Consider the following 12,967-nt stretch of genomic DNA (forward strand, 5'->3'; position numbering starts at 1 on the left):
TAATCCGCCAGGCTCCGCCTACGTGTCTCCGTGGTCGGTTTGCTAGAACTTGTAGTTCACCCCGAACAAAACAGTGCGTCCATATTTGGCATACTCCAGCTGACGGTCCTTGCTGTTGGCGTAGGTTTCATACGCTTCGTTGGTCAGGTTGTTCACCTGCAGGAGCACCCCCAACCCTTTGTACGCGCCGTCGTTGAACGTGTAGCCGATCTGGAAATCGACCGGGCTGTCGCCGACCACGTATCGCAACTGGCGATCACCCGCGAAGTTGCCGATCTCGCCCACATAATCCGAACGCCGGCGCGTGCTGACACGCGTCGAGAACCCCGCCTTTTCGTAGTAAAGCGTGACGTTGGTGACGTGGCGCGACATGCCCGGCAGCTCGATCTTGCCGATCGAGGCGTTGACTTCCTTGATATCGATGCCGCTCTTGGTGTACGAGCTGCTGGCCAGTACGCCGAAACCATCCAGCACCGGCGTGACCAGTTCCAGCGGCACCGACACCGACAACTCGGCTCCCTTGAGCGTGCCGCCGTTGCCGTTGTACGAGGTGGTGAACTGACCCGAGTTGGTGATGGCGATGGTGCCTGGCGTGTACTGCGAGAAGTCGCGCGTTTCGGAGAACTTGTAGATGTAGGTGTCGAGCTTCTTGTAGTAGCCGGCCAAGGCCACATAGCCCTTCTTGGCGAAGTACTTTTCCCACGAGATGTCGAAGGCCTTGGCGCGCCACGGATCGAGCCTGGCGTTGCCGCCGCTGCCGCTCGGCAGGCGCGTGCCGGTATCGACGGTGAAGTTGAAGCCGGCATTGAGTTCATCGACGCGGGGACGGGCGATTTGCTTGGCCAGCGAGACGCGCACCGTGTGATCCGACGGCAGGCCGAAGGCGAGGTTCATGCTCGGCAGGACGTCGCTGTAGGTCTTGCCATCGCTGTAGGGACGGGCCACGCCGGCGGCGTCCGCGTACAGCGAGTCCGATGACTGGTCGGTGCGCAGCAGCTGCGCGCCGATGTTGCCGCGTACAGAGACGCCGCCCCATTCGCTCTCGATGTTGGCGCGCGCGTAGCCGGTGGTGATTTTCTCGTGCACGTCCCATGCGCGGCTGATAGTACCGGCGTTGTTGGCCAGGCTGTAGTTGATCGGGTTGAAGTACTTGGCGATCACCCCCGGCACATTCCAGGAAGGGACCACCCCGGCGCCGGCGAAGCCCAGATCCACCGGCGCATATAGCAGATCGCTGGAGATGGTCGGGTTCCCGGTGGCGAACAGGTCGCCGGACGGCTGGCGCTTGGTCTTGGTGCGGTCGCTGTAGTTGATGCCGACATCGAAGCCGCGCAGGTAGGCATCCAGGCTGTCCGGGGCCGGCAGCGTGGCGACCAGCTTGAAGCTTTTCAGCGTGTCCTTCAGATGCGGCGAGTAGGTGCTGCCGTAGCCGTAGATCGAGTTCCCGGTGAATAGCTTGGTCGGATCGCTGTAATCGAGCTGGCCGGCGATGGTGGCGAAGCGGCCGGTGTTCCAGCCGACCGTCATCAGCGGATCGTTGAAGGCGCCGCCCGTCGCGCTTTGCAGCTGCAGGTTGTTTTCGAGGTAGGTCTCATCGCGCTTGGCCTGCGAGTAGTTGGCGTCCGCCAGCAGTGACCAACTGCCGAAGTTGAATTTGTTGGCCCAGCCGGCGGTGCGGATCTGGTCCTTGCGGTGGTTGTACTGGCCGCGCACCAGCGGGTAGGCGCCGGTGGCGGTGCCGCCCAGCAGCGTGCCGTTGACGATGTTGGTGCTGGTGTAGTTGAAGCCGACCGGGTTGTTGCTGCCGTTGTACCCGCCCAGGTTGACTTCGAACTGGTTGTTGGTGTCCACCTGCTTGAATTCGGAGGCGAAAAGGTCGATGGTGCTGGACCACTGCTTCGACGGCCGGTATTCCAGTACGCCGATCAAACCGGTGCGTTTCAGTTTGCCGCTCTTGGCCAGCGCCTTGACGCCGGCGGTGACGAAGGTGCCGGCCGGGACGCCCGCTACGGGGGCCTGCTCGAACGGTTCGTAGGTGCCGGTCTGGTTTTCGAGGATAGGCGTCTCCAGGCTGGCCACGCCGATCGCCACGCCGATGGTGCGGTTCGCAAACTGGTCGATGTAGCTGGCGCTGAGGCGATGGCCGGTGTCCTTGGTGTCGGCGATCTTGCCCATCGAGTTCTTCTCGCCGCGTACGTTGACCGAGAAGGTTCGGCCCGGGAAGGCCAGCGGGCGCACGGTCTGCATGTCGATAGTGCCGGACAGGCCCTGGCCGACCAGTCCCGCGTCCGGCGTTTTGTAGACGGTGACGCCGCTCAGAAGCTCGGATGGGTATTGATCGAATTCGACGCTGCGGTTGTCGCCCGTGCTGACTTGCTCGCGGCCGTTGAGCAGGGTGGTGGCGAAGTCCGGCGACAGGCCGCGAATGCTGATCACCTGCGCGCGCCCGCCCACGCGCTGCGCCGCCAGGCCGGGCAGGCGCGCGATCGATTCGGCGATGCTGACGTCGGGCAGCTTGCCGATATCCTCGGCGGAGATGGATTCAACGATGGAGGTCGAGTCTTTTTTGACGGAGATGGCGTCCTCGATGCCACGGCGGATGCCGGAGACGACGACTTTCGACATCGGCGCCTGGCCGGCTTGGGCGGAGGTTGAGGCGTCGATCTGCGCGTGCAGCGGGGTGGAAAAAGCGGCGATCAGCAGCGCGCAGGCGGCTGCGACGGGCGTGAGGGGAAGCGCGGCGCGGACGCCGCGTGGGTGTGGAATGGCTTGCATAGTCTTGTCTCCAGATGTTTTAAATGGGGTCGGATGCTCGGCGTTCTGACGACGCCTGAGCCTGATCTTGTATTAAAACTAGAAAACAAGTCAAATCAAGTTTTACCTTTTGACATCAAAATAACAAACCCATCATTAGGTACACGCCTTGAAATCGCTTTCAGTTGTATTTCTGCTACAGATTGATCTGTTTTTATGTAGCCGTACTACATTCCCATTGGAGGACATAGTCCGGAGCCTCGATGGTGCAGGCCTCATGCCGTCGCGGCGCCACCGGGGTTCGCACCCACGGCAGCACACCTGCCCAAACCGGCCATTGCATGTCCTCCTCGTCGTCGCTCGGGCCGCCGCTGCGCACCTTGCACGCCGCTTCGTCCAGCGGGATGCGCAGGATGGTGGTGGCCGCGTACTCCTTGTCGCTGCCCGGCCGGACCTGCGCCTGGCGTCCCGGCGCCAACTTCTCCATGAACGCTTCCAGCGTGCGATGGCGCTCCGCTTCATCGCTCACCACCTCGAAGCGGCCATAGATCATCGCCGAACGGTAGTTCATCGTGTGGCTAAAGGCCGATCGCGCCAACACCAGGCCATCCAGATGCGTGATCGTCACGCAGGTCTCGCTTTCCACCAGGCGCTTGAGCATGCGGCTGCCGTTCGAGCCGTGAATGTACAAATGCCCATCCTCGCGCCAGCACGCGGTAGGAATGCAATGCGAGCCTTTGGCGTCGCTAAAGGCGATGTGGCACAGGTAGGCGTCGTCGATGATGGCGTGCAGGGTGGCTGTGTCGTACTGCGCCTTCTCGGCGCCACGGCGTACGCGGGTGCGGTCGCTTGGTGCGGTGGCGGTGGCTTGGTGCGTGGGGGTGGCTGCTGCGGTCATGATCTCCATCCAAAATGAGTGAAACAACAATATAATGGCTTGCTGGCCCTGAAAACAGGTCCAGAAATATCGAATTTGATGGAGCCAACAATGGATCAAAAATGGATATGTCCCTGCTGATCACCGGCTATGCGGCGCAACACAGTCACCGGGGCTGGCCGCGTCAGCGCATGCTGCACGAGTGCCTGCGCGCGGCAATCCGCAACGGCACGCTGGCCGCAGGCACGCGGCTTGCCGCTTCGCGCGCGCTGGCCGAGGAGCTGGGACTGGCACGCAATACCGTGCTGTACGCGTACGAGCAGTTGGCCAGCGAAGGCTTCGTCACCACCGACCGGCGCGGTACCGTGGTGGCGACGATCGCGCCGGAGCGCAAGCCGTCGCCAGCCCCGCGCGCGTTGGCGCAGGCGGGGCTGGCGCAGCGTGCACGCGGACTGCGACCCTTGCCCGGTCCCGCCGAAATGATGGGCGCCTTCGTTCCCGGCGTGCCCGCGCTTGACCATTTTCCGTTGACCCTGTGGCGCCGCATGCTGGAACGCGCATGGCGCTCGCTGGCGGTGGCGCAGCTGAACTACGGCGATCCGGCCGGCGAGCCGCTGCTGCGCGAGGCCATCGCCGACCACCTGCGCGCAGCGCGCGGCGTGGTGTGCGATGCGGGCCAGGTGTTCATCACGGACGGCACGCAGAGCAGCCTGGAGCTGTGCATGCGCGCGCTGGCCGACGCGGGCGACACGATCTGGATCGAGAGTCCGGGCTATGGCGGCGCACTGGCGGCGTCGCGCGGCGCCGGCTTGAATGTGGCGGGGATAGAAGTGGACGAAGACGGCATCGCGCCGACGCCGGAGGACTGGCTGCTGCGGCCACCGCGCCTGATTTATACGACGCCGTCGCACCAGTATCCGGTTGGCAGCGTGCTCAGTTTGCGCCGCCGTCTGGCGCTGATCGAGGCGGCGCGCGGCGCCGGCGCGCTGATCATCGAGGACGATTACGACAGCGAGTTCCGGCATGACGGCGCGCCGCTGTCGGCGATGCAGGGGCTGGCGCCGGATGCGCCGGTGGTGTATCTGGGGACGTTCAGCAAGACCATGTTCCCGTCGCTGCGGATCGCTTTTGTGGTGGTGCCCGCAGCGCTGGAGGCGGCGTTCGCGCTGATGCGGGCGCAGTCGCATGCGAGCGGACGGACGGCGGAGCAGCTGGCGCTGGCGGAGTTCTTACGCAGCGGGCAGTTCGCGTTGCATGTGCGGCGCATGCGCAGGTTGTACCGGCAGCGGCGCGACGCGCTGGTGGTGTCGCTGGAGCGGCATATGGGTTCGGTGGCGACGGTGCATGGGGGCTCGGCCGGGATGCATCTGGCGCTGCGGTTCAGGGATGAGGCGATGGACGATGTGGCGGTGAGCGCGCAGGCGCTGGAGCACGGGATCGTGGTCAACGCCTTGAGCCGGCATGACACCAAGGGGACGTCGGGGTGGCGGGGTTTGATGCTCGGCTACGCGCAGGTGCCGGCCGAGCAGATGGATGATTTGGTGAAGCGGTTGGCGGCGATTGTGCACATGGCTGCGTTTGAGCAGAGTCGCGCAGGCCAAGTATCCACTGTGACACGTAGGGCGGATTAGGCGGAACGCCGTAATCCGCCATGTTTGCGCCGTTGGCGGCTCATAAATGGCGGATTACGCTTCGCTAATCCGCCCTCCGTGTCTCCGGGCAGCCTTTAGAACGCGGTATCCATGCGGATGTACATCGAGCGGCCGTTCACGCCGATCGGGCAGGTTTCCCAGCAGCGGGTGAAACCCAGTTTCGGGAAATCGCCGCCGTTGGTCCATTCCGATGGCAGTTCGTTGAACATGTTGTTCACGCCGACGCTGAGGAAGGTGCGCTTGCTGAAGCCATAGCGCACCGACGCGTCAACCAGCCATTTGGCATCCCACGTATGCAGGGGGCTGAAGCTTTGCGCCTGCACTTCGCCATAGTAGTTGGCGCGGGTGTTGACGTTCCACGCGCCGGCCGTGTAGTCGGCCGCCACCACGTGGTGCTTGCGCGGCTGGCCGCGTTCGATCAAGGTCACCTGCGCCTGGTCGAACAGCTGCTCGCCGGTCAGCACCGTCGATGTCGAATGGCGCTTGCTCACCTCCGTCTTGTTGAAGCCCAGTTGACCGGAAAGCACCAGCGACGACGCCGCGAATTTGGTGGTGTGCTCGGCCACGACGTCCAGGCCACGCGTGCGGGTATCGACCGCGTTGGTGAAGAACTGCGCCTGGCCCACGCCCAGCGGACGCAGGATATTGGTGATCGGGCCGCCGCCGGCCTCCGGCGCGATTTCGCTGGAGAAGACGATGCGGTCCTTGATCTTGATCTGGTACGCGTCGACCGTCAGCGACATGTTCTTGGCCGGACGCAGCACCATGCCGACGCTGCCGCTGGTCGAGGTTTCCTCTTTCAGCGGGGCGATGCCGAAGGCCTGCGTGACGGAGCTGCCTTCGCGCGCGGTCAGCGTTTCGGTCAGCACGCCGTTATTCAGGTTGGTCGACACGGAGCTGTAGAAGCGCTGCTGCACGCTCGGCGCGCGGAAGCCGCTCGAGACGCTGCCGCGGAAGCCGACCGTCTTGCTCGGGTCATAGCGGGCGCTCAGCTTACCGGTGGTGGTGTTGCCGAAGTCCGAGTACTTTTCGAAGCGCACAGCGCCGGCCAGGGTCAGGTTCTCCAGCGGCTTGTGTTCCGCGTCGAGGAACAGCGCGATGTTGTGGCGGCCCGAATCGACGGCGGTGGCCGGCGTGTAGCCGGGGAAGCCCTGGATGCCCGCCGCCGCCGTCGCGCCGCTTGGCGTGGTGATGGCGATGGCCGGGTTGTTGGTGCGGCCGTACTGGTAGGAGACCGGGTCGCCGGCGACGATCTGGTAGTTGTCGCGGCGGTACTCGAAGCCGGTGGCGACGAAGACGCTGCTGCCGCCGATTTTGATCGGGCCCTTGATGTCGGCGTTGATCGTGGTCTGGTCGAATTTCAAGGTGCCGGTGTCGGCTTCACGCGGCGATTCGGCGTATATGCCGCCGCCCGGTTTCGGCTCGTACCAGTAGCTGGTGTTCAAGCTGTCGGATTCGTGGAACGCCAGTTCGCTGGCGCCGTGGTTGATGCTGATGTCGGCCTTCCAGTCGTTGGGCAGGTCGCGGCGGTAGCCGAAGGCGAACGAGGCGTCCTTGATGTCGGTGTGGATCGCCGGCAGGAAGCCGTTCGGATAGACCGCCTGCACGGTGCGGGCGTCGCCGGCCGAGCGGAAGAAGCCGAACGAGTCGCTCTTGCGCTTGGACAGGCCGCCGAAGGCGTAGAATTCGCTGCTCTTGTCGATCGGGATGGCGCCGTTCCACCAGAAGTAGGTGTCGCGGGTGTTGCTGTCGCCCAGGTGCTGGGTCACGCGCGGCGGGTCCACGCGCAGCGAGTCGGGACCGGCGCGGTTGGTTTCGCCGCGCTTGCGCGCTTCGACGGTCAGGTTGAGGAAGCCGCCGTCCTGGCCCAGCGCGAAGCCGGTGTTGGCGCTGCCGGAGTACAGGTCGCCGTCGCCTTCGGAAGTGGTGCCGACGGTGCCGCTCAGCGAGGTCTCGCTGGTTTGCGTTTTGAGCACGATGTTGATCACGCCCGCGATGGCGTCCGAGCCGTATTGGGCGGCGGCGCCGTCGCGCAGCACCTCGATGCGCTGGATCGCCGCCAGCGGAATGGCGTTGATGTCGGTACCGGCCGAGCCGCGTCCGACGGTTTGCTGGACGTTGACCAGCGCCTGCTGGTGGCGGCGCTTGCCGTTAATGAGCACCAGCACCTGGTCCGGCCCGAGCGAGCGCAGGGTCGCCGGGCGGATGCTGTCGGTGCCGTCGCTGACGAAGGTGCTCGAGAAGTTGAACGACGGGTCCAGCGTTTGCAGCAGTTTGCCCAGTTCCAGCGGACCGGCCGTTTGCATGTCCTTCAGGCCGATCAGGCCGACCGGCGACGACGTGTCGAGCGCCGTTTTGGCGACCGTGCGCGAGCCGAGGACGACGACCGTCTGTTCCTTGGCCAGCTGCTCGTCGGCGGCGGCCTGGGTTTGTGCCAAGCCCGGACCGGCCACCAGCAGCAGGATGGCGCTGGCGAGCAGCGTGCGCTTGAACCGGGGTGCTACTGTCAGTGCTCTTGTCATGTATTTCTCTCTTTGTTTTTGTTGGGACGCCGCTGGTAGCGGTCGTTGAGAAAATACTATCTTGAGCTGTCGCACGGCTGCAACGCGGCATGCACCAACTTGTTGCGGAATGTGTACGATTGCTAATATTGCTCGCGTTGCGCGGGGATGTGGCGTAATCTGGCCGACGGCCCGCAACTTGCGCGCTGCAAAACGGTGCGAAACTGTGGCGTGCCCGCATCGGTATGAGGCGCTTGCATATCGATAGACGGAAAATGCGCTAAGCCGGTGCGTCCTTCACGACGGCTTTATTGCTGGTCCAGCATCCACCCTTTAAGGCCGTTGACCCAGGATTTGGCGGGCAGGTTCAGCGTCTTTTTGATGGCGCCGGCGCGCTCGTACAGCACGGCGAAATCGATCACCGGCGACTCCTTGAAGGCGATCACCACGATGTTGGCGTCGTGGACCTCGGGCAGCCAGACCACGGCGTCGAACACCTGCTCCATCGTTTGCAAATTCTTGTCGTAGTTGGAAAAGTCGCCGAAGACGTTGGTGGTCATGATGCCGCCTTCGCGCAGGCAGTCGTGGCAGGCCTGGTAGAACTCGGGCGAGTCGAGCACCGGGCCGCGTGCCTCCTCGTCGTACAGGTCGACCTGCAGCACGTCGACCGTGCCGTGGTTGGCCGGGTCCAGCACGAAGTCCATCGCGTTCATTTCGATCACGTTCAGGCGCTCGTCGTTCGACGGCAGGCCGAATTGCGCGTTGCAGATCGCGATGACGTTGGGATTGAGTTCGACGGCGGTCACGCGCGCCTGCGGCAGGCGGCGGTGGCAGAATTTGGTCAGCGCCGCGCTGCCCAGTCCTAGCTGAACGATGTGGCGCGGGTTGTCGTTGAACAGCAACCACATCATCATCATTTGCACGTATTCGAGCTCGATGTTGTCCGGCTTGGACAGGCGCATCGCGCCCTGGACCCACGAGGTGCCCAGGTGCAGGCTGCGTACGCCCTCGAATTCGGTGATGGTGGCCGGCGGATGGCCGGGCTGGTCGTAGCGGACGGCGTTGGGAGAGGACTTGGAAGACATGCCGCCAGTTTAACAGGCCAGCGGCAGGATGATGGTCACCGCCAGCCCGCCGCCATCGCGGTTTGCCAGGGTGATGCGCCCGCCGTGGGCCTCGGCGATCTCGCGCGCCAGCGCCAGGCCCAGGCCCGTGCCGCTACGCTTGGTGGAGTAGAAGGGCACCAGCGCGTTGGTCAACACGGTGTCGCTCATGCCCGGGCCCCGGTCCAGCACATCGATGCGCACCGCCTCGTGCAGGCGCCGCACCTCCAGGGCGACCTGCGCGGCCGGAGAGCCCGATTCGTGGGCGTTCTTGAGCAGGTTGAGTAGCGCCTGCTCCAGTTGCGCCGGATCGAAGGCGCAGGATTCGGCCGGCGGCTCGCCCGCCAGCGTGAACTCGACCTGCTGCGACAGCCGCGCCAGGAAGGCCGGCCAGTGCTGCGGTTCGAGCCGTGGCGCCGGCAACTTGGCGAAGCGCGCGTAGCCGAGGATGAAGCTCTCCAGGTGGCGGGTGCGTTCCTCGATCGTCTCCAGGATCTGCGGCAGGCGCTCGGTCTGGCCGCGCCGCACCAGCTCCGCGCCCGAGTGGGCCAGCGACGTCAAAGGCGCGAGCGAATTGTTTAATTCGTGGCTGATCACGCGGATGACCTTTTTCCACGTTTGCACCTCCTGCCGGCGCAGCTCCATGGTCAGTTGGCGCAGCAGCAGCAGTTCGTGGCGCCGCCCGTTCAAATTGAAGCTGCGGCGCGCCAGGTGGTAGACCTCTTCCTCATCGATGTCGTCGACCTTGGCGCCGTCCTTGGTGGTGAACAGGCCGTCGCCCCCGCGCGCCATCGCCTCCACCAGCGCCGGCGAGGCCTTCGCCAGCACGTCGTCGAGACGGTGGCCTTCGAGCTTGCGGCCTTCGTTGAGCAGCTGGCGCGCGGCGATGTTGGCATACACCACCGGGCCGGATTCGCTCACCAGCAGCATCGCCACCGGCGTGTTCTGCACCATGGTGTCGAGCAGCAGTTCGCGCTGCACCAAGTCGAGCCGCTGCTGGCGCAGCACGTCGCCGAGCGCGTTGTGCGCGGCCACCAGGTCGCTCAGTTCATCGTTCTGCGGCCAGTGCAGGCTGAAGGAAAAGTCGCCGTCGCGGTAGCTGGTGACGGTGCCGGTCAGCGCGCGGAACAGCGACAGCATGTATTCGAGCTGCGAGCGGATGGTGATGATGGAGATCGGCAGCACGCATAGCAGGCATACCGCCAGCACCAGGCCGGGATTGTCGGGAAAGAAGTGGGTCATGGCCAGCGCGATGACAATGCCGACCGTGAGCAGGGTGCCGATCAACGCCGTCCAGCGCGTGAGCAACGATAGGCGAAAACCCTGGCGCAGACCTTTCCCGCGCATGTCTTTCGAAGGGGGCGTCGGCGCCATCAGGAGCGGGCGATGCCCAGCCGTTCCATGCGGCGGTACAGCGCCTGGCGCGACAGGCCCAGTTCCGCCGCCGCCTGCGCCACCACGCCGCCGGCGCGGCTCAGGGCCAGGCCGATGGCGTCGCGGTCAGGTTCGCGCACGCCTTCCTCCATCGCCGTCGCGGCGGCCGCCGGCAGACCGAGGTCGCCGACCTTGATGGTGTCGCCCTGGGCCAGCAGGCCGGCGCGCGCCATGACGTTTTTCAGTTCACGGACATTGCCCGGCCACGGGTGGGCCAGCAGCGCCGCCTGCGCGGACGGATGCAATTGCAGGTTCTGATTCGTGCCGAGGAAATGGCGCGCCAGCGGCAGGATGTCGGCCGGGCGTCCCGACAGCGGCGGCAGCCGCAGCTCGATCACGTTGAGGCGGTAGAACAGGTCCTCGCGGAAGCTACCCGCCTTGATCATCGCCTGCAGGTCGGCGTTGGTGGCGCTGACCACGCGCACCTTGACCTGGCGCTCGCGGTTCGAACCGAGGCGCTCGAAGCGGCCCGTCTCCAGCACGCGCAGCAGCTTCATTTGCCCGGCCAGCGGCAGGTTGCCGATTTCGTCGAGGAACAGGGTGCCGCCGTCGGCCGCCTCGAACTTGCCCTCGCGCGCCTTGGAGGCGCCGGTGTAGGCGCCCGCTTCGGCGCCGAACAATTCGGCCTCGATCAATTCGGCCGGCAGCGCGCCGCAGTTGAGCACCACGAAGGGGCCGTCGCGCACCGAGGAATTGGCCTGGATGATGTTGGCGATGCATTCCTTGCCGGTGCCGTTGGGGCCCGAGATCAGCACCGGCACGTCGGCCCGCGCGACCTGGCAGGCCAGGTGGACTACGCGTTCGGTGGCCGGGTCCTGCCACACCATGCCGCACAAGTCGTAGCCGCGTTCGAGCTCGCGCCGCTGGCGCAGCTCCGTTTGCAGCCGCTGGTGCAGCGCGCGCTTGGTCACACCGAGTTCGATCAGGTTGTTGACGGTGGCGATCAGGCGGTTGTCGTCCCATGGCTTGGCCAGGTAGTCGGCGGCGCCGGCCTTGACCAGGTCGACCGCCGCGTCCAGATGGGTCCAGGCGGTCAGCAGGATCACCGGCAGGTCGGGGTGGCGCTCGCGGATGGCGCGGAACAGCGCCGTGCCTTCCTCGCCGGAGGTGGTGTCGGCGCTGAAGTTCATGTCCTGGATCACCAGGTCAACCGGCTGGCGCGCCAGCTGCGCCAGGCCGGCTTCGGGCGAGGCGGCGCGCACCGCGTCGATGTCGTGCAGCGAGAACAGCACTTCGAGGGCGATGGCGACGGCGGCGTTGTCGTCAATTATCAGTACGGTAGGCATGACGCAAGCATAACATTGTCTGGCCGGCTTTTAACCCGAACCGTGACTGGGGTCGTACCCCGGGGGTACGACCCCGCTGCCCGCGAATGTCGCGTCCCGCGCGGTCGTTCCGGGTTCGGGTCACGCGCTGCGGGTGGCTGTCGCCGGCGAGATGGTGGCGGCGCGCCACGCCGGCCCGTAGACGGCGGCCACGCCCAGCGCCAGGAACACGCCGGCGCCGGCCAGCAGGTAGCCGCCGGGCAGGCGCGCCATTTCCAGTTTGCTCACCAGCAGCTGGTTCAGGCCCAGCGCCAGCAGCACGCCGGCCGCCACGCCGGCGCTGGTGATCATGATGTTCTCGGTGACGAAGTAGCGCAGGATGTCGATGCGGCGGGCGCCGAGGGCGCGCCGCACGCCGATTTGCTTGCGCCGCTGCGTCACCCACAGGCTGGCCATGCCGACGATGCCGCTGGCGGTGATCAGCAACAGCAGCACGCTGACCGTCACCAGCATCCACGCCATCGCCTGGTCGGCGCGGTAGCGGTCCTTGCGAATTTCGTTCATGGTGCGGGTTTTGATGATCACCGGCGTGGGCGAGGCGGCCGTCAGCGCCGCCGAGGCATCCTTGATGACGCGATCCAGCTGCCCCGGTTCGGCGCGCACGGTGTAGTTGTGGACGTCGTCGCCGGTCAGGCGCACCGGCACCAGGGTCGAATACTCGCCGTCCTCCTTGATCTGGGCGCCGGGCGATTGCAGCTTCTCGACCACGCCGATCACGCGCACTTCCTTGGCGTCGTTGCCGGCGCCGAAGAAGAAGGTCTTGCCGACGAAAGCGGTCTGGCCCGGCCACAGTTTTTCGCCCAGCGCCCTGGTGATGATGACGATCTTGGCAAAGTCGTTGCTGGTGTTCTGGTCGATCTCCGGCACCTCGCTTGGCACGAAGTCGCGGCCCTCGATCAACTGCAGGCCCCAGGTCTTGATCAGTGAATCGCCACCGAAATAGGTGGTGGTCTGGGTGATGGTCTTGAGCTGCTTGCGGTCGACGGACAGGCTGCTGTAGTTACCGGAACGCGACAGCGGCATCTGGCTGGTGGCGGCCACCGACATCACCCCCGGCACCGCGCGCAGGGTGGCCGTCTCGGTGCGCTGCACGGCCAGCTGGTGCTGATGGCTGCCGTATTTGAGGTGGCGGATCTGCAGGCTCAGCACGTCCTGCTCGTTGGCGATGCCGCTGGCGCGCGCCGATACCGCCTGGCGCACCTGCACGATGTGCAGCGCGTTGGCCAGTATCGCGAGGCTAAGCGCGACCTGCACGGCCACCAGTATCGGGCCGGTCTTGTTGCGCAACAGCGCGGAGATGATGGGGCGGATTTCCATGACG

General features: G+C 65.4%; 8 protein-coding genes. 1 reads left to right on the top strand and 7 read right to left on the bottom strand.

Annotated elements, in window-relative coordinates; all coding sequences use genetic code 11:
- Positions 1–42: 42 nt before the first annotated feature.
- A complete protein-coding gene (locus NHH88_03660) occupies positions 43–2,775 on the bottom strand; it encodes a TonB-dependent receptor (protein ID USX14901.1) in 2,733 nt (910 codons plus the stop codon).
- A 193-nt stretch (positions 2,776–2,968) separates the two neighbouring features.
- On the bottom strand, positions 2,969–3,652 hold the full coding sequence (locus tag NHH88_03665) for a pyridoxamine 5'-phosphate oxidase family protein (GenBank protein USX14902.1): 684 nt from the start codon (positions 3,650–3,652) through the stop codon (positions 2,969–2,971).
- A 101-nt stretch (positions 3,653–3,753) separates the two neighbouring features.
- On the opposite strand from NHH88_03665, the gene NHH88_03670 reads away from it, so the two are divergent.
- On the top strand, positions 3,754–5,262 hold the full coding sequence (locus NHH88_03670; protein ID USX14903.1) for a PLP-dependent aminotransferase family protein: 1,509 nt from the start codon (positions 3,754–3,756) through the stop codon (positions 5,260–5,262).
- 95 nt (positions 5,263–5,357) lie between these two features.
- Here the strand turns inward: NHH88_03670 and NHH88_03675 are convergent, their stop codons facing one another.
- From NHH88_03675 to NHH88_03695, 5 genes are all read right to left on the bottom strand, one after another.
- Positions 5,358–7,805: a TonB-dependent receptor gene (locus NHH88_03675; protein ID USX14904.1), complete on the bottom strand. Its 2,448-nt coding sequence runs from the start codon at positions 7,803–7,805 to the stop codon at positions 5,358–5,360.
- A 287-nt stretch (positions 7,806–8,092) separates the two neighbouring features.
- Complete coding sequence (locus NHH88_03680) at positions 8,093–8,869, bottom strand: methyltransferase domain-containing protein (protein ID USX14905.1); 777 nt, start codon at positions 8,867–8,869, stop codon at positions 8,093–8,095.
- 9 nt (positions 8,870–8,878) lie between these two features.
- Positions 8,879–10,234: a PAS domain-containing sensor histidine kinase gene (locus tag NHH88_03685; protein USX14906.1), complete on the bottom strand. Its 1,356-nt coding sequence runs from the start codon at positions 10,232–10,234 to the stop codon at positions 8,879–8,881.
- 26 nt (positions 10,235–10,260) lie between these two features.
- Entirely contained in the window at positions 10,261–11,607 is a 1,347-nt protein-coding gene (locus tag NHH88_03690) for a sigma-54 dependent transcriptional regulator (GenBank protein USX14907.1), read from the bottom strand.
- A 120-nt stretch (positions 11,608–11,727) separates the two neighbouring features.
- Positions 11,728–12,963, bottom strand: coding sequence for an FtsX-like permease family protein (locus tag NHH88_03695; GenBank protein USX14908.1), 1,236 nt, complete (start codon positions 12,961–12,963; stop codon positions 11,728–11,730).
- Between the last annotated feature and the right edge of the window lie 4 nt (positions 12,964–12,967).

The sequence above is a fragment of the Oxalobacteraceae bacterium OTU3CAMAD1 genome (genome assembly GCA_024123915.1).
Lineage (GTDB): Bacteria > Pseudomonadota > Gammaproteobacteria > Burkholderiales > Burkholderiaceae_D > Rugamonas.